We start from the raw sequence: 16,389 nt of genomic DNA, 5'->3' as shown, positions 1-16,389 counted from the left end.
TTCTGGCAGGATGAGCAGCCTAGATCGCGATCTGCTCTCCCAGCTCAACCACCCGGTTTGGGGGCAGATTGAAATAGGCTGATGGGTCAATTCCGAAATCGGACAGAGCGATATAGAGATCTTCCTGCCAGCGCGGCAGCCCCGTATTCGGCGTGGCGATGAGGTTTCGGCGTCCCAGATAGAAGGACGTCTGCATGATCTCGAACTTGAACCCGGCCTTCTTGCACAGCGAAAGCGCCTTCGTGACATTGGGCTCGTCCATGAAGCCGAAGGTGATTTCAAGCTGCATGAACCGCTTGGAAAGCCGTGTCATATGCACGCGTTCGCTCTCGGCAACATAGGGCTTGTCCTGCGTCCAGATCGTCAGGATCACGTTCTGCTCGTGAAGAACGTGGTTGTGCTTGAGGTTGTGGAGCAGCACGCCCGGCGTCATGTTGGGAACGCTTGTCAGGAACACAGCGGTTCCGGGAACAGTCACGGGTGCGCTGGAGGATTCGCGGTCAATCGAGCTTTCGATGGATTTGATGAAGTCACCCAGCGGAATATCGTTCTTGGCGATCTTGGTTCGCAGATAGCGTGATCCCTTTGTCCAAGTCCACATGACCATGATGATCGCAGCTGCCAGAGCCAGAGGCACCCAACCGCCATCATGGACCTTCAGCATGTTGGCCATCAGGAACACCGTCTCGATCATCAGCAGCGGTGCCAGCAGCAGACCGGCGGTGATGGCCTTGAAACCCCAGACCGAGCGCAGGAACTGGAACGCCATGAGTGTCGTGACCACCATCGCCCCCGTGACCGAAATGCCATAGGCGGTCGCCAGCGATTCCGAAGACCCGAACGTAAGGATCAGCACGATGACGCCGATGAGCAGGATCATGTTGACGGATGGCACGTAAATCTGCCCCGTATTGGTTTCCGACGTAAATTTGATGGCAAGGCGAGGCAGGAAGCCTAGATGCACCGCCTGACGGGCGAGCGAGAATGCACCGGTGATGACCGCCTGACTGGCGATGATGGTGGCCATGGTCGCCAGAATGACCATGGGTAGCAGCGCCCATTCCGGATAGAGCAGATAGAAAGGATTATCGATGGTTGCCGGATTGCTGAGGACCAGCGCACCCTGACCGAGATAGTTGAGGCCAAGTGCCGGAAACACCAGAATAAACCATGCGACGCTGATCGGCTTGCGACCGAAATGGCCGAGATCGGCATACAAGGCTTCCGCGCCTGTCACCGTCAGGAACACAGCACCGAGAGCGACCAGCCCGGCCCAGCCAGCATGGGTGACGAACCAGAATGCGTTGACGGGATTGAGCGCCTGAAGAATCGTCAGGTCATCCCCAACATGGATCAGCCCACCCCAGGCCATGGCGAGGAACCACACAACGGTGATGGGGCCAAAAAACTTGGCGACAGCCTCTGTACCTTTCGATTGCACAGCAAACAGGCCGAGCATGATGACGACGGAAAGAGGCAAAACGTAATCTGAGAAGGCAGGCGTGACGAGCTTCATGCCCTCAAGCGCAGACATGACGGACAGCGCTGGCGTAATCATCGCATCACCGATGAAAAGCGCCGCGCCGATCAGACCCGCGAAAAACAGGGCGGGCATGTAGCTTCCCGTCTTTTTCATCAGAAGCGCAAGCAAAGACAGCGTTCCGCCCTCGCCGTCATTGTCTGCACGCAAAAGAAACAGGACGTATTTGAATGTGACGATGATGGTCAGCGTCCAGATCATCAACGAGATGAGACCGATCACCTCGATCTGTTGCACGCCGTCTGAAGAGAACGGGCGAAGTGCTTCACGAAAGGCATAAAGCGGACTGGTTCCAATGTCCCCATACACGACCCCAACGGATCCGAGCAGCAGAACGAGGAACTTCCGCGTCTCTGACGCAGGCGCATTCGATGTCATTTCAGGCCTTTCAGGCGGTACGGCCGTCTGGCCTTTTGGTCTTTATGACGCAACTGTGAGCTTCCGGCAACGGATTGTGTGCAGTCAAAAACCATTCTGGTAACGCCTGCCTGATTTTTCCATTCATGCAGCCGTTGTACACGACCCACGCGCCGAAAGCCCGAGGCAAAAAATGCCGCCGATCGCGGTTGCGGACCCAACCTCATGCCATAAAAAAAGGGCCCCGAACTGAGTTCGGAGCCCTTGATGTGTTGACGGCAACCGTTATGCGCGGTCGATCACGTCTTTCACTTTTTCCTTGGCTTCGCCCTTGGTCTGCTGTGCATGACCCTTGGCTTCCTGAGCTGCGCCCTTGGCTTCCATCTCGTGGTTGTCGGTCGCATCGCCTACTGCCTGACGTGCTTCGCCAGCGAGTTCGTTTGCCTTGCCCTTAACCTTGTCCATTGTGCTTCCCATGATCGTTCTCCTTATCGTGAGCTGGATTGCTCGATTGGTGGAACAACGGGTTAGGAAGCAGTATGGTTCCCGGAAAATTTGGTCAGCAACTCAGGTCGGCCACTGCATTATTCCATTCCAAGCGCGGCCATATAGGTCTGCAGGATCGTTTCTTCCTCGATACGTTCGTTGGCGTCCTTCTTGCGCAGACGAATGATGGTGCGGATGGCCTTGGTGTCGTAACCACGGCCCTTTGCCTCGCCCATGACATCCTTGATGTCGCCTGAGATCGCAGCCTTTTCTTCTTCAAGACGCTCGATGCGTTCGATGAACTGACGCAGTTCGGCGGCGGCTACGGTTTCGGTTGTGGCTGTTTCGTCCATTCTTCTATCCTTTGCGGGTGGGCTCTGTATGAAGAGCCGCTTCATTCAAACTGGTTGGAGGCACGAGCCTCCAGGCTGCGATGGCAGCTGAATTTTCAAGGTTGGTGAACTGCCCGTCCCGGGCCGCCGCGTCAAGCCGTTTCCGGTGCTGGTGCTTTATTCGTGAGGCTTGTTTTGCTCGAATGCGACTTTCTGGGCATCACTGGCCTCGCCCTGATTGAGCGTTTTCCAGGTATCGTAGGGCATGCCGTAGACCATCTCACGGGCCGTATCCTTGCTGATCTCGTGGCCTGCATCGCGCGCTGCATCGGCATACCAGTTGGACAGGCAGTTACGGCAAAAGCCGGCAAGGTTCATCAGATCGATATTCTGCACATCGTTGCGTTCGCGCAGATGGTTGAGAAGCCTGCGGAATGCAGCCGCCTCAAGCTCTGTCTTCTGGCGCTCGTCAAGTTCGCTCATGCTGCTCTCCGCTCAATAGGGGCCCGTCCGCGATGCGAACTGCTTGTAGTCATGGAGGGTGGGATCAGCATTCATTGCGGCAAAAATGGGAGCAAGGCGCAAAGCCCAGGCCTCAATCCCCGCCTCATCGCCAATCAAATCCTGCCGCACTTCCAGAAGTGCATGCGCCAAGCCCTTGACCATGCAATGGCGATACATGGTGTCACCCTTGAGCGCGCCGTCATAGGGCTCATTGTCTCCCACAAGAATGTCACCTGCCTCCCGTAGATGGGCCAGCAAAGGCTCAACAGCGCGGTGGTCTGTGTCCCAGAGCACGGCGGCATGCCATGGTCGCTCAAAGCTTTTCCAGAACGGCGTGTAAGAGTGCAGCGAAAACACCAGCGGCGCCTTGCGGCTCGCCTCTGCTGTTCTGCACAGCACGTCATCCACCGCTTTATGATACGGCCTATGAAAGGCATCGAGCCGCAGATCCCACTCTTGCTTCGTGATCGGATGATTGCCGGGAATGATCGCGCCATCGGAAATCTTCATGATCAGCGTCGGATCATCTTCACCGCGATTGGGATCGATCAACAGGCGGGAAAATCGGCTCATGACGGCCGGAACACCCAACCGCGCAGCAAGCTTTCGGGTCAGGCCTTCAATGCCGATATCAAACGCGATGTGGCGCTGAAAAGCCTGTGGCGGCAGGCCGAGATCACCATAAGCAGGCGGCAGAAGGTTGGTGGCGTGATCGGCAAGGAGGACCATGCCTTTGTCATAATCGCCTTCTATGATTTCGTATGGCTGGAAGTCTGGCATCTCTAGATTTCTGGCGATGATAAGGGAGAGACGCTTGATGCCACGGCTCAGCGCCACGCGCAAGTTGAGACCGCCTCGGGACCACCCCGACTGCCGCCAGATACAGTCCATATCGATACAATCGATTGAACTTGCGTTGACTTTCTTGGGCGTCCGCGCCAAGAAGTGTTCTCATTTATAACCATGGAATCCCGATGGAAGCCGTGACACAGACATTCTCCGCTAAGCTCCAAAAACACCAGCGCGCGATCCGCCTGTTGTGCACCGCAGCCCTCTTCACCACACCGCTTCTTCTTGCAGAGCCGGCATTGGCGGATTTCCGTGTCTGCAACAGCACGCAGAACCTCGTGGGCGTGGCCATTGGCTACCGTGCGCAGGAAGGCTGGATCAGCGAAGGCTGGTGGCAGGTTCCCGCATCGACATGCGCCACGCTGATCGAGGGTGAGCTGCAATCGCGCTATTATTACCTCTACGCCGAAGATGCTGCCCGTGGCGGCAGGTGGACAGGCGACGTCAACATGTGCGTCGCGGAAAACGAGTTCAAGATCACAGGCGTGGATGATTGCTATGCCCGTAGTTTCCAGAGAATGGGTTTCAAGGAATACGATACGGGCCGACAGGGAAGCTGGATGGTCCAGCTTTCAGACACGCCAGGTACACAGGAAAGTCAGAACTGATGAAGCGCAATCGCAAAGTCAAAATCCTTGCAACTCTCGGCCCTGCATCCTCCGATGAAGCGATGATCGAGAAGCTCCACCTGGCCGGCGCTGATCTTTTCCGCATCAACATGAGCCATGCCAGCCATGATGTGATGCGCACGCTCATCCAGCGCATTCGCTCGGTCGAAAGCCGCGTTGGCCGCCCCATCGGCATTCTGGCCGATCTTCAGGGCCCCAAACTGCGCGTCGGAAAATTTGCCGACACCAAGGTCGATCTCGTTGCCGGTCAGAGCTTCACGCTCGACAACAATGAAGCCCCTGGCGACCAGAACCGCGTATTCCTGCCGCATCCAGAAATTCTTGAAGCCGTGAAGCCGGGCGACCGCCTGCTGATCGACGATGGCAAGCTGCACCTGCGCGCTGAAAAATGCGATGGCAAGAGCATTGTCACCACAGTCGTTTCCGGCACCAAGATCTCAGACCGCAAAGGCATCAGCCTGCCGGACACCCTGCTCGGCGTCGGCGTTCTGACAGACAAGGACCGCGTCGATCTGGATGCCGTTCTGGCAACCAACGATGTCGATTGGGTTGCGCTCTCCTTCGTGCAGCGCCCGGAAGATCTGGTAGAAGTGCGCAAGATTGCTGGCAACCGCGTTGGCCTGATGTCCAAGATCGAAAAGCCGCAGGCCGTCGAGCGCATCGAGGAAATCATCGAACTATCAGACGCGCTGATGGTTGCCCGTGGTGACCTCGGCGTTGAAATGCCGCTGGAAGCCGTTCCAGGCATCCAGAAGCAGCTGACCCGCGCCTGCCGCAAGGCTGGAAAGCCCGTTGTCGTTGCAACCCAGATGCTGGAATCCATGATTTCGGCTGCGGTTCCAACACGCGCCGAAGTGTCCGACGTGGCAACTGCTGTGTTTGAAGGTGCAGACGCGATCATGCTGTCGGCCGAATCGGCTTCCGGCGATTATCCGGTCGAGGCTGTTTCCACCATGGCATCCATTGCCAGCACCGTGGAGCAGGACCCTTACTACTCCAACATCATCTACGCGCAGCGCCCGCAGCCGGAGGCAACTGGCGCCGACGCGATTTCGCTGGCCGCCCGCCAGATTGCCGAAACGCTTGGCCTGACTGCAATCGTGACCTACACTTCGTCAGGCACGACAGGTCTGCGCGCAGCGCGCGAGCGTCCACAGGTGCCGATCATCGCCCTGTCGCCGATCGTTCAGACCGCGCGCCGCCTCTCCGTCGTATGGGGCCTGCACTGTGTTGTGACCGGCGATGCAAGCGACCAGGATGACATGGTCAACCGTGCATGCCGTATCGTTGTCGACGAAGGCTTCGGCCAGCCCGGCAACCGCATCATCATCTCTGCCGGCGTTCCCTTGGGCACACCGGGTGCGACCAACATGGTCCGCATCGCCTATATCGGCTCTGACGGCCAGAGCGGCGTCTGAGCCATCTCAAAATCAACCGCATTAAAAAAGGCGCCTTTCGGGGCGCCTTTTTTCTTCGTTTCTTTTGTTTTGAGAAATCTGCGCTGGGAGGCAACTGACCACTTCCGCCAGAACTGCCCCAAGGGCAGACTTTGTCCGATCAAACGTCCTGATAGGCCGCGATAACAACGGCGACCTGCGCCTCAGTCAGAGCCTGCATCTGGCGCGTAGTGAACGCGGCGATGTTTGCATCCGAAAGACCAGCGAGTGCTGCCGTTGACAGCGCCTGGATCGTTGTGTGTTTGATTGCGGCTATCTCAGCTGTCGTAAAGGAGTTCAGCTCCGCCGAGTCCAGTGTTGCGAGCTGGCTCGTGCCCAGTGACGCGACCTGCGCCACGGTCAGCGCCTGGACATTGGCTGTGCTGAGCGCTGCGAACTGCTGGGACGTGAGCGCGCCCAACTGCCTTGTGGCCATCACACTCACCTTATCGCTGGTGAGGCCGGCGATCATATCAGTCGACAGGCTGGCAATCTGCTTGGTCCCAATCGCCGCAAATTGTTGCGGAGACAAAGCGGCGAACTGAGTGGACGTGAGGGCTTTCACCTGGTCTGACGAGAGAGCAGCGATCTGAGCAGTCGTCAGGGCAGCGACGAGGTTCGTCGTCAGACCCGCAAGTGTCGTCGTCGAAAAGCCGGAAATCGCATCTTTCTTGAAAGCTGTAATTTCATCTGCCGTGAAGGCGTTCAATTCCGCTGCAGACAGCGTGGCTGTCTGCTTGCCGCTCAATCCTGCCACCTGAACTTTTGTCAGGCCTTCAATATTGGCGCTGGTGAGCGCTTCGAACTGAGTCGAGGAAAGCACCTTCAGCTGCTGGACGGTAAAGGCTGCCAGCTCCGCTGCATCAAGATTGGAAATGGCTTGCGTCGAAAGACCAGCAATCTGGTTGGCTCTCATCGCCGCAAACTGGCTGGGCAATAGAGCCTCTAGCTGATCTGTGCTGAGAGCTTCCATTTGCGTCGACGTCAGCGAGGCGATCTGGGTGGACGTTAGGGCGGATATCTTGTCCGATGAAAGGCTGGCGATTGCCGATGTCGTCAAACCCGACATGGCCGCCCTCTTGAACGATGCAATCTCTGCTGCCGTGAAGGTGCTCAGTTCATCAGAGGTCAGCGTGGAAGCCTGTTGCGCGGTCAATCCCACGACTTGCGCGGTCGTGAGACCTGCTAGAGCGGAAGATGTCAAGGCACCGAACTGCGCGGTCGTCAGCGCAGCAATCTGCCTCGTTTTCATGGCTTCAAGCTTGGAAGAGTCAAGGCTTGCAATGACGTCAGAGGACAGTCCGGCAATCTGCTTTTGCGTCAGGGCGGAAAACTGCAGCGGGCTGAGCGCCGCAAACTGCGCCGAGCTCAGCGCATTCACCTGCTCAGAGGAAAACGCGGCGATTTGCCCCGCTGTCAAAGCTGACAAACTGTTTGTGGTCAGACCTGCTATTGCAGACGTTGCCAACCCGACCAGGGAGGTTTTCCTCAAGGCCGCAATTTCTGGCGCACTAAATGAATTCAGCTCGCCAGCCGTCAGCGTTGCAAGCTGCTGCGATTTAAGCCCGGCAACCTGCAAGGTCGACAAAGCCTCGAGGCTGGAGGTGGTCAGCGCCTCAAACTGGTCCGACGTCAACCCGCCAACCTGCCGCGTGGTCATCGCCTCAATGTGCGCAGGGGTAAGTGCTGCGATCACCGAGGTTGAAAATGCAGCAATCTGCCTGGACGTGAGGGCTCCAAACTGTGTGCCCGAAAACGACAGGATCTGGTTTGTCGTCAAGCCCGCAATCTGATCCGTCTTGAAAGCCGAGATTTGCGACGGCGTGAACGCAGCGATCTTGTCGGTTGTCAAACCTGCAATCGTCGCCACCGGAATGCCTGCAATCGACCCTTTGTTGATCGCGGCAATTTCTTCACCAGTAAAGCTGTTGAGCTCGCTGGCTGAGAGCGTTGCAGTCTGCTGATTGGTGAGCGCGGAAATCTGCCTGACGTCCAGCGCCTCGATCGCTGCGGAGGAAAATGCTTCTACTTGGGTTGCATAAAGCGACTTGACCTGCGTCGCGCTCATTCCAGAGACCTGCGTCGGACCGACAGCTGCCAATTGCTCAAGCGTCAATCCTCTGACGGATGCCGGAGCAAGGGCACTGACCATTCTCGTGGTCAGCGACGAAACGACACCTGTGCTCAACACACCGACCTGCGTCGATGTCAGGGCCCTTAGCTGCGCCGTACTAAGCTCGTCGAGGTCAGACGTCGTCAAGGCGGCAACAGTTGCCGTCGGAAGCTGGGCAATCTGCCGGGGAGGAAGGGAGGTGATTTCAGAAGCCATAAGCGCGCAACACCATCAATTACTGATCAAGCCAAAGTATTACGCAGCGTATCTTGTCCCGAGCTCGAGAAACGGCAGTGGCCGCAACCCAACAATGAACCTGTCACGACAAGAAGTGATGAGAGCCAGAATAGCAAACACCAAACATATGCAGCGTAAACAACGAATTTTAAGAAACATGGCTGGCTAGAGCCGACGCGCTGGGTTGCCTCATGCAGCAAGCAATCCCGAGGATTGCTGCCGTTGCGTCAAAATACAATATTGCATTGATGAGATTGAATATTCACATGCAACAATCATACTACATTTTCATGTAATAGTAAATATTAAGATAGCAGCCCGGATATTACGCGTCAAGATCGCCTCAAGCCATAACGACATCTAACCGTTAAGCCTGGAGATACGTCCCCGCGTTTGGGCAGCCCCACCCTCGAATACGGGCAATCCGTCCCGACCCACCCGTTTCACCAGGCAAATGCTGCCCTAATAACGCATAAAGCGGCACAGTGGGTGCCGCTTTATCTAAATTCTTCAAGCTGCCACTACGATGCGGCGGCATCCGTCATGGCATTTTTACGGGTGTGCTGAAGCGGCTCGAGTCAATGGCCTTGGCACCGGGGCGGAAGCTTGCGGTGGCGGCAGAGGCCGACATATCGTGGCTCAACATGCGGTTATTGACCACGCGCGGTGCTTTCACGGCACGTCCGGAAACACCCTTGTCCTGGCTCAAGGCCCAGTCGGAGATTGCTTCCTGCGTCAAGCGACCACCGCTGACCATGGCTTTCTGAGAAACCACGGCATCCTGCTTGCTGGGGCGCGAGCCCTTGGTTGGCAGGCCAGCCGTCAGGCCGCTATTCTTCGCCTGTGGCTTGACATCGAACGCATCACCGTAGCTCGCATCGTCACGCGGTGTTGATGCAGGCGTGGCTCTGGCTGTTTCCACAGGCTTTGCAGCAGGCTGCGTGGCGGCACTGCGTGTCAGCGATGCCGGGAACTGTGCAGCCGATGGCATGGCCGTTGCTGTCATTGAGGAGCGCGCATCCTGTCCGCTCTGTTCCAGCGCCGCAACAACCACAGGCGAAAGGCTCGCCTGCTCCTGCTCGGCATCATCTTCCTGGCCATCCACGTTGGAATTGGCGTTGGCAAGCAGTGCTTCGGCAACGGCAGGACGGTTGGCAGGAACGGGAACATGGGCAGCCAAGGCATCGCCCGGCATATCTTCCGAACCCAGAGATGCGGTCACGATAGGACTGTCTGCATCACCCTTCAAGCGGCGCGGACCAAGCAGGGTCGGCACGGGAATTGAGTATTGTGCCAGATCGGCGAACTGCTGCTCGGCAGGAGCGGCTGTCGGCGTTGGCATGGTTGCAGCCTGAAGAGCATCCTGCGCGGCGTTACGCGTTGGCGAATAGAGCGCGGTCGCTAGACCGGTCTGTCCATCCTGATTGCGGAATGCAGGCCTTGCCGTTGGCAAAGGCGCGTCGGAAATGGCAGGAGCCGGCTGCGCAGAGGCAACGGCAACGGCAGCAGGCGCTTCTTCCGTCTCTTCAGCCACAGGTGCAGCGGCAGGCGCCGAAGGACGCGATGGGGCGGCTTCCGGCGTTGCAATGCCTTCGGCATCTTCGTCCTCATCGCCACCGCCAAACAGGGCCGCGAGAAGAGTTTTACGCTTGCCACCCGATGGCGCAGAAGCAGGACCTTCGCCAGCGGTGCTGGCAACCTGAATGGAGGACGAGCTGACACGCTTTCTGTAATCGCTCATCGCCTGCTCATAGCCAGGCAAAGGCTTGCCATCAGCTGGCAGGTGAATGGTGTTGCCCTTGGGGAAAATGCGCACGAGTTCCTGGCGGCTCATGCGTGGCCAAGCACGCACATTGCCGACATCAAGATGCACGAAAGGGGAACCGGAGGTTGGATAGAAGCCAACGCCGCCAATCTGCATCTGCATGGCGATTTCACGCAGGCGGGCGAGCTTTACGCCGGGAATGTAGAAATCCATGGCCTTGCCGAGCGTGTGCTGGCTGCTTTTTGCAACACCCTTCGTGCGCGACCGCAGCATGCCGTTGGTTTCAGGCGAGCGGAAGGCAGAAACGACGTTGATATAATCACTGCCACCGGAGCGGCGATAAACTTCCCACACCAGATCAAAAAGGCGCGGGTCCATCTTGGTTGGCTGGTTGCGGCGCCAGTCACGCAGGAAACGATTCAGCTCCTGCAGACCCTTCTGGTCGTACTTGCCGTTGCGCTTGAAGGTAATGACGGCTTTTTCTTTGGTGTGGATATAATAAAGCTTGAGGCTGCGGGTTTCAGCAGCCGCTTCTGTGGCCGAAATCCCGATAAAGGGAACAGCTGCCATCATCAGGCACGCGCAAGTCACGACGCGTGCCGATAGCTTCTTGCATGTATCTTTAATCACGCTGCGCGCCTTCTTGCCCGAGAGCGCGAATTTCCGATGCAGATAAAGCAATTTGATCCCCGCCTGGCAGACAATTCGTCACATTGCCCCACATGAACCTCAATTACGGTCACACGATGGCAATTTTGCCACACATGAACACTCATCCTCTATATAGTGAATGGAATACTAACAAGAGGTTTATAGACCGTAAGTGAATATCCTTGCCCAGGAGTTAACAAATATCGGTTTTGCTAATTTAACGACCCGCCCGCTGCATCATGCGGCATCACGCAGCGGATCATCGGGATCAATGCCATAATCCTTCAACTTTCGGTAGAGTGTAGAGCGCCCAATGCCGAGTTTGCGGGCCACCTGGCTCATCTGGCCCCGGTAGAATCGCAGGGCGAAACGGATCAGTTCCTCCTCGATATCGGCGATCTTGCGAACGTCGCCGCTGTCATCGGTCGATGCAATCAGGCCACCGCCCGGAAACACAGCCGCTGAACGCTCCTCATCCGTGGCAATGGCTTCCATGACGGAAAGTATCTCAGCAGCACTGGCGCGGTTCTCTGCAACGGGCGCAACGAGAAGCGAACGTTCAGACAGACGGTGGGCCGACAGGTCGTGCTCGTCGACATCATCCCTGAACTCGGGAACCTGAAAGGCGATCTGCGGGAAATCCGCTTCGGTCAGTTCATCGCCTTGTGCCAAGACCACCGCGCGGAATACGGCATTTTCCAGCTGGCGGATGTTGCCCGGCCAATCATAAGCGGTGAGCAGGGCCAAAGCACCGGCGCTGACGCCCAGCGCATGTGGAAGTTTCTGCTCAATGGAGAAACGCTCGGCAAACACGCGTGCAAGATAGGGAATATCCTCCTTGCGGCGGCGAAGCGCTGGAATGGTGATGGGGAAGACGTTGAGGCGGTAATAGAGGTCTTCGCGGAAGCGACCTTCCTTGACCTCTTCGATCAGGTTCTTGTTGGTGGCTGAAATCAGCCGCACATTGACCTTCTGAACCTTGGTGGAGCCAACGGTCTCTATTTCGCCCTGCTGCACGGCGCGCAAAAGCTTGACCTGAACCTCGAGCGGCAGATCACCGATCTCGTCCAGAAACAGCGTTCCGCCATCGGCTTCCATGAACTTGCCCATGTGCTTTTCGGTGGCGCCGGTAAAGGCACCCTTCTCATGACCGAAAAGAATACTCTCCACCAGATTGTGCGGAATGGCCCCGCAATTGACCGTGATGAAGGGCTTGCCCGCCCGGTCGCTGCCAGACTGAACGGCACGCGCGATCATTTCCTTGCCAACGCCGGATTCGCCTTCCAGCACGACCGGAATATTGGATTGAGCGGCGCGCTGCGCCAACTCGATCACCCGCAGCATGGCGGGGCTTGCCGAAACGATATCGTTGAAGTTGACCGCATGATTGCGGGAGCGTTTGCCGGTACGGGCCTTGGCCTCGCGCTGGTCGAGTTTCAACGCATTGGCAATCGCCGAGCCGATCCGCTCGGGCGATACGGGCTTGACCACGAAATCGAATGCCCCGGCGCGCATGGCCTGAACCACGGTGTCGATGCCGCCCTGACCGGTCTGCACGATGACGGGCACATCCGTACCCAGCTCTCCAACAGCCTTAAGAAAAGACAATCCGTCCATCTCCGGCATCATCAGATCAAGCACGATAACGCTGATATCGCCGCTGTGTTGTTTCAACAGCTCCAGCCCGACCCGGCCATTTTCAGCAAGGATTGGGTGATGTCCATAACGCTCCACCGCTTGTCTCAGCAAGCGGCGCTGAACTGGATCGTCATCGATAACGAGTACTTGCGCTGTCATGTCAGGCTCCGGTTTCCGGTTTATGGACGTGCTTCATGCAGTCCTTTGGAGGGAATGTGACACGCAAGGCTTGAACATCCAGTTTTGAGATTTGCTTGCATTTTATGCATTGCCACGGGAAACAGAGCCCCCATATGCTTGGGGCAAAGATAAAGAGGAAAGCCTGACATGACCTTCAAGACACCGATCCCCCTGCCCGTTTTTTCTGGTGCGGAAGCCGCAAGTGCTGCTCTGGGTGACTTGCCCACATGGAAGCTTTCCGACCTCTTTACCTCTGCGGATGCCCCGGAATACAAGGGCGCGCTGGAAAAAGCCGCAAGCGATGCCAAGGCATTTGAAGCTAAGTGGAAGGGAAAGCTTGAGGCCGCCGCCAAGCTCTCTGGCGATCAAGGCCTCGGTGCCGCGCTTAAGGAATATGAAGCGCTGGATGACAGTTTGGGTCTTATTGGCTCCTTTGCGGGCCTCACCTATTTTTCCGATACGTCCAACCCTGCAAATGGCAAGCTTTACGGCGATGCGCAGTCGAAACTGACGGATATGTCTTCGCATCTGCTCTTCTTTGCGCTGGAATTGAACCGCATCGATGATGCAACGATCGATGCGGCCATCGCCAATGACCCGCTGACCGGCCACTATGCGCCGTGGATCGTGGATCTGCGCAAGGACAAGCCGCACCAGCTGGATGACAAGCTTGAACAACTGTTCCTCGAAAAATCCATGACAAGTGCAGCCGCCTTCAACCGCCTGTTCGATGAAACCATGTCGGAACTGCGCTTTGAGGTTGATGGCAAGAGCATGGCGCTGGAAGAAACGCTCAACCTGCTTCAGGAACCAAACCCGGAAACGCGCAAGCTCGCCGCTCAGGCGCTCAGCACGACTTTCAAGAACAATCTGCGCGTCTTCACCCTGATTACCAACACGCTGGCCAAGGACAAGGAAATCTCCGACCGCTGGCGCAAATTCGAAGACATTGCCGATAGCCGCCATTTGGCCAACCGCGTTGAGCGCGAGGTTGTGGATGCGCTGGCCCAAGCGGTCACAGAGGCCTATCCGCGCCTGTCGCACCGCTATTACGCGATGAAAGCCAAATGGCTGGGCATGGACCAGATGGAATATTGGGACCGCAATGCGCCGCTGCCCGATACATCCAATGCGGTCATTCCATGGGAAGATGCGAAGGACATGGTGCTCTCGGCCTATGGCGATTTTGCGCCAGAAATGGCCGATATCGCCCGCCGCTTCTTCGATGAACAATGGATCGATGCCCCTGCCCGCCCCGGCAAGGCACCCGGCGCATTTGCCCACCCCACCGTGCCATCAGCTCACCCTTATGTGCTCGTCAACTATCTCGGCAAGCCGCGGGATGTGATGACGCTCGCCCACGAGCTGGGCCATGGCGTCCATCAGGTTCTGGCTGGTGGACAGGGCGCTCTAATGTGCGCAACACCGCTGACGCTTGCCGAAACGGCCTCGGTCTTCGGTGAAATGCTGACCTTCCGCAAGATGCTGGACAACACCACGGACCTGCGCGAGCGCAAGGCACTTCTGGCCCGCAAGGTGGAAGACATGATCAATACGGTCGTGCGCCAGATCGCGTTTTATGAATTCGAGCGGAAGGTCCACACCGCCCGTAAGGATGGCGAGCTGACATCAGAGCAGATTGGTGAGCTGTGGCTGTCTGTGCAGCGGACAAGCCTTGGACCGGCGATCAGGATTTCCGAAGGCTACGAAAGCTGGTGGACCTATGTTCCCCACTTCATCCACTCCCCATTCTACGTCTATGCCTATGCCTTCGGTGATTGCCTCGTCAATTCGCTTTATGCGGTTTACCAGAACGCCGACACCGGCTTCCAGGACAAGTATTTCGAGCTGCTCAAGGCTGGTGGCACCAAGCACCATTCCGAACTGCTCAAGCCCTTCGGCCTTGACGCCACCGACCCGTCCTTCTGGAACAAGGGCCTGTCGATGATCGAAGGATTAATCGACGAGCTGGAGGCTCTGGATAAAGAATAATCATGAAAACCGGCGGCGCTCCCATTTTCGGGCAAGCTTCGCCGGTTCTTATGCCTCACCTTACGTGAACAGCTTGATGGACACTGATCATGAAACGCAAACCGGCTGACCTGACATTGCGGGAAACGCTGCGCTGGGAACCTGCATCAGGCTTCAAACGGCTGGAGCAGCACCTGCGCCGCCTGCTGCGCTCTGCCGATGCATTGGGCTTCCGTGCACCGTCTGACGCGGCCAAGGCACTAAACGCAGCTGTCGGCGGCACCCAGCCGCTGATCGTGCGCGTGGTGATGAACTACAAGGGCGAGCTGGACGTGGCAGCGGAACCTTTCGTTCCACTCTGCGACAACGCGGTCTGGCGGCTGAAGATCGCGGAAAAGACCCGTCTGGACTCAGCCGACACATTCTACCGGCACAAATCATCCCGCCGCGAGCCCTATGATGCCGCCCGCGCGGAATTTTCGACCGCCGAGGCCGATGAGGTGCTGCTTTTGAACGAGCGCGGAGAAATCTGCGAGGGCTCGGCCACCAGCATCTTCGTGGAAACCGCCGAAGGGGCGCTTCTGACGCCACCACTCGATAGCGGCATTCTGCCCGGCGTGCTGCGTGCCGACCTTATCCGCGAGCGCAGGGCACGGGGACAGTCCCTCAAGCCGCAGGATCTTGCAGGTCGCAAACTGTTCGTGGGCAATTCCCTGCACGGGCTGGTGGCTGCGGAATTGGTCTAGAGCCACTCCACCCGCGCGCGTCCGTTCTGCTTTGCAGCATAGAGCGCACGGTCTGCCCGCTGGTAGAGGTCGGAAGCGGTTTCTCCGGGTTGATAAAGCGAAAGCCCGGCCGAGCAGCTGTAGGAAAAATCCGTTGCACCGGGAAACGGGCAGGATGCCCTGACTTTCTCCAGCAATCGTTCAACCATACCAGCGCAATCCGCCAAAGCCGTGCGCGGCATGATGAGCATGAACTCCTCACCGCCCACGCGCCCGAAGCAATCGGCACGGCGGATCGTCGAGTGAGCGATCTTGACGAAATCGCGCAGAACAGTATCGCCTCCCTGATGGCCGAAGCGATCATTGATGACCTTGAAGAAATCAATATCGATGACGCAGAGCCCGAAGGGTCCTTCTGCGCCCTTCTGGACTTTCTCCATCTGGGCATCGAGATTGGCAAAGACGAACCGGCGGTTGGCGGTTCCGGTCAACTCATCGGTTTGCGCGGCGCGCTGGGCAATGTCGCGGTCCTGGCGCAGGCTGCGCTGGTTTTGCCGAAGCGCCGTAATGTCGCTTCCCACACACAGCATCCAGCCATCATCCTGCACGGTCTCCGTCATCCAGATCCAGCGGCCGTCATGCAGGTCGAGTTCCAGCCCGCGAAAAGGCAGCTTGCCGCGGCGCGATTGCGCCGACAGAAACCACGCCTCGTAATCCGTGGTGGTGATGATCAGGCCTTTTCGATCGACGTAGTTCGCCCGCAGAATATCGCCCCACATGGGGAAAGCGTCGCTGGCCAGATTGAAGGCTTCGCGAAAGGCGCGGTTGGCATGGCGCAGCCTGTCATTTGTATCGAAAAGCGCAATAAACACAGGCGTAGCGTCCTGCAGGGCAATGACGCGTTCCATCAGACTATCCAGATTGGCAGTCTCTTGCCTCACGATTTTGCGCCCTCCTCAAGCCGAACCATGCATTC

At 57.5% G+C, this 16,389-nt stretch carries 12 protein-coding genes and 2 pseudogenes; 4 read left to right on the top strand and 10 right to left on the bottom strand.

Annotated features, from left to right (window positions below; all coding sequences use genetic code 11):
- Positions 1–19: 19 nt before the first annotated feature.
- From IFT53_RS05660 to IFT53_RS05640, 5 genes are all read right to left on the bottom strand, one after another.
- A complete protein-coding gene (locus IFT53_RS05660; protein ID WP_192067156.1) occupies positions 20–1,918 on the bottom strand; it encodes a potassium transporter Kup in 1,899 nt (632 codons plus the stop codon).
- A 264-nt stretch (positions 1,919–2,182) separates the two neighbouring features.
- Positions 2,183–2,374, bottom strand: a complete 192-nt coding sequence (locus IFT53_RS05655; RefSeq protein WP_192067154.1) for a CsbD family protein — start codon at positions 2,372–2,374, stop codon at positions 2,183–2,185.
- A 107-nt stretch (positions 2,375–2,481) separates the two neighbouring features.
- On the bottom strand, positions 2,482–2,736 hold the full coding sequence (locus IFT53_RS05650) for a DUF2312 domain-containing protein (RefSeq protein WP_042617583.1): 255 nt from the start codon (positions 2,734–2,736) through the stop codon (positions 2,482–2,484).
- 156 nt (positions 2,737–2,892) lie between these two features.
- Positions 2,893–3,198, bottom strand: coding sequence for a DUF1244 domain-containing protein (locus IFT53_RS05645; protein ID WP_192067153.1), 306 nt, complete (start codon positions 3,196–3,198; stop codon positions 2,893–2,895).
- A gap of 12 nt (positions 3,199–3,210) precedes the next feature.
- Positions 3,211–3,999, bottom strand: coding sequence for an N-formylglutamate amidohydrolase (locus tag IFT53_RS05640; protein WP_192067201.1), 789 nt, complete (start codon positions 3,997–3,999; stop codon positions 3,211–3,213).
- A gap of 194 nt (positions 4,000–4,193) precedes the next feature.
- Between IFT53_RS05640 and IFT53_RS05635 the strand changes: the two genes are divergently transcribed.
- Together IFT53_RS05635 and pyk are read left to right on the top strand one after the other, a co-directional pair.
- Positions 4,194–4,676 (top strand): DUF1036 domain-containing protein, encoded by a 483-nt coding sequence (locus tag IFT53_RS05635; protein ID WP_042617585.1) that lies wholly within the window; start codon positions 4,194–4,196, stop codon positions 4,674–4,676.
- The gene (gene pyk, locus IFT53_RS05630; RefSeq protein ID WP_042617586.1) at positions 4,676–6,115 is read left to right on the top strand and encodes a pyruvate kinase; all 1,440 of its coding nucleotides are present in this window, start codon (positions 4,676–4,678) and stop codon (positions 6,113–6,115) included. The genes IFT53_RS05635 and pyk overlap by 1 nt, the downstream gene beginning before the upstream one ends.
- Positions 6,116–6,254: 139 nt before the next feature.
- On the opposite strand, the gene IFT53_RS05625 is transcribed toward pyk, so the two are convergent.
- From IFT53_RS05625 to IFT53_RS05615, 4 genes and pseudogenes are all read right to left on the bottom strand, one after another.
- Positions 6,255–8,462, bottom strand: coding sequence for a hypothetical protein (locus tag IFT53_RS05625; RefSeq protein ID WP_192067151.1), 2,208 nt, complete (start codon positions 8,460–8,462; stop codon positions 6,255–6,257).
- Positions 8,463–9,024: 562 nt separating this feature from the next.
- The gene (locus IFT53_RS05620; RefSeq protein WP_446737662.1) at positions 9,025–10,821 is read right to left on the bottom strand and encodes a DUF882 domain-containing protein; all 1,797 of its coding nucleotides are present in this window, start codon (positions 10,819–10,821) and stop codon (positions 9,025–9,027) included.
- 315 nt (positions 10,822–11,136) lie between these two features.
- A pseudogene (locus IFT53_RS24120) lies at positions 11,137–11,337 on the bottom strand (helix-turn-helix domain-containing protein); the annotation flags it as partial.
- A gap of 170 nt (positions 11,338–11,507) precedes the next feature.
- Positions 11,508–12,696 (bottom strand): annotated as a pseudogene (locus IFT53_RS05615) (sigma-54-dependent transcriptional regulator); the annotation flags it as partial.
- Between the two features lie 168 nt (positions 12,697–12,864).
- On the opposite strand from IFT53_RS05615, the gene IFT53_RS05610 reads away from it, so the two are divergent.
- Positions 12,865–14,709, top strand: a complete 1,845-nt coding sequence (locus IFT53_RS05610; RefSeq protein ID WP_192067145.1) for a M3 family oligoendopeptidase — start codon at positions 12,865–12,867, stop codon at positions 14,707–14,709.
- An 89-nt stretch (positions 14,710–14,798) separates the two neighbouring features.
- The gene (locus tag IFT53_RS05605; RefSeq protein ID WP_042617590.1) at positions 14,799–15,434 is read left to right on the top strand and encodes an aminotransferase class IV family protein; all 636 of its coding nucleotides are present in this window, start codon (positions 14,799–14,801) and stop codon (positions 15,432–15,434) included.
- Here IFT53_RS05605 and IFT53_RS05600 read toward each other — a convergent pair.
- Entirely contained in the window at positions 15,431–16,333 is a 903-nt protein-coding gene (locus tag IFT53_RS05600) for a sensor domain-containing diguanylate cyclase (protein ID WP_192067199.1), read from the bottom strand. The two genes, IFT53_RS05605 and IFT53_RS05600, sit on opposite strands and share 4 nt — an antisense overlap.
- Between the last annotated feature and the right edge of the window lie 56 nt (positions 16,334–16,389).

It is taken from the genome of Rhizobium sp. CFBP 13644, assembly GCF_014842165.1.
Lineage (GTDB): Bacteria > Pseudomonadota > Alphaproteobacteria > Rhizobiales > Rhizobiaceae > Agrobacterium > Agrobacterium tumefaciens_C.
The sequence above is the reverse complement of the archived record's forward strand: the minus strand, read 5'-3'. Positions and strand labels throughout refer to the sequence as shown.

What these genes read in the sequence shown, in the direction of transcription:
- IFT53_RS05660 (WP_192067156.1), bottom strand. Translation starts at nt 1,918, where the DNA reads ATGACATCGAATGCGCCTGCGTCAGAGACGCGGAAGTTCCTCGTTCTG.
- IFT53_RS05655 (WP_192067154.1), bottom strand. Translation starts at nt 2,374, where the DNA reads ATGGGAAGCACAATGGACAAGGTTAAGGGCAAGGCAAACGAACTCGCT.
- IFT53_RS05650 (WP_042617583.1), bottom strand. Translation starts at nt 2,736, where the DNA reads ATGGACGAAACAGCCACAACCGAAACCGTAGCCGCCGCCGAACTGCGT.
- IFT53_RS05645 (WP_192067153.1), bottom strand. Translation starts at nt 3,198, where the DNA reads ATGAGCGAACTTGACGAGCGCCAGAAGACAGAGCTTGAGGCGGCTGCA.
- IFT53_RS05640 (WP_192067201.1), bottom strand. Translation starts at nt 3,999, where the DNA reads ATGCCAGACTTCCAGCCATACGAAATCATAGAAGGCGATTATGACAAA.
- IFT53_RS05635 (WP_042617585.1), top strand. Translation starts at nt 4,194, where the DNA reads ATGGAAGCCGTGACACAGACATTCTCCGCTAAGCTCCAAAAACACCAG.
- pyk (WP_042617586.1), top strand. Translation starts at nt 4,676, where the DNA reads ATGAAGCGCAATCGCAAAGTCAAAATCCTTGCAACTCTCGGCCCTGCA.
- IFT53_RS05625 (WP_192067151.1), bottom strand. Translation starts at nt 8,462, where the DNA reads ATGGCTTCTGAAATCACCTCCCTTCCTCCCCGGCAGATTGCCCAGCTT.
- IFT53_RS05620 (WP_446737662.1), bottom strand. Translation starts at nt 10,821, where the DNA reads ATGATGGCAGCTGTTCCCTTTATCGGGATTTCGGCCACAGAAGCGGCT.
- IFT53_RS05610 (WP_192067145.1), top strand. Translation starts at nt 12,865, where the DNA reads ATGACCTTCAAGACACCGATCCCCCTGCCCGTTTTTTCTGGTGCGGAA.
- IFT53_RS05605 (WP_042617590.1), top strand. Translation starts at nt 14,799, where the DNA reads ATGAAACGCAAACCGGCTGACCTGACATTGCGGGAAACGCTGCGCTGG.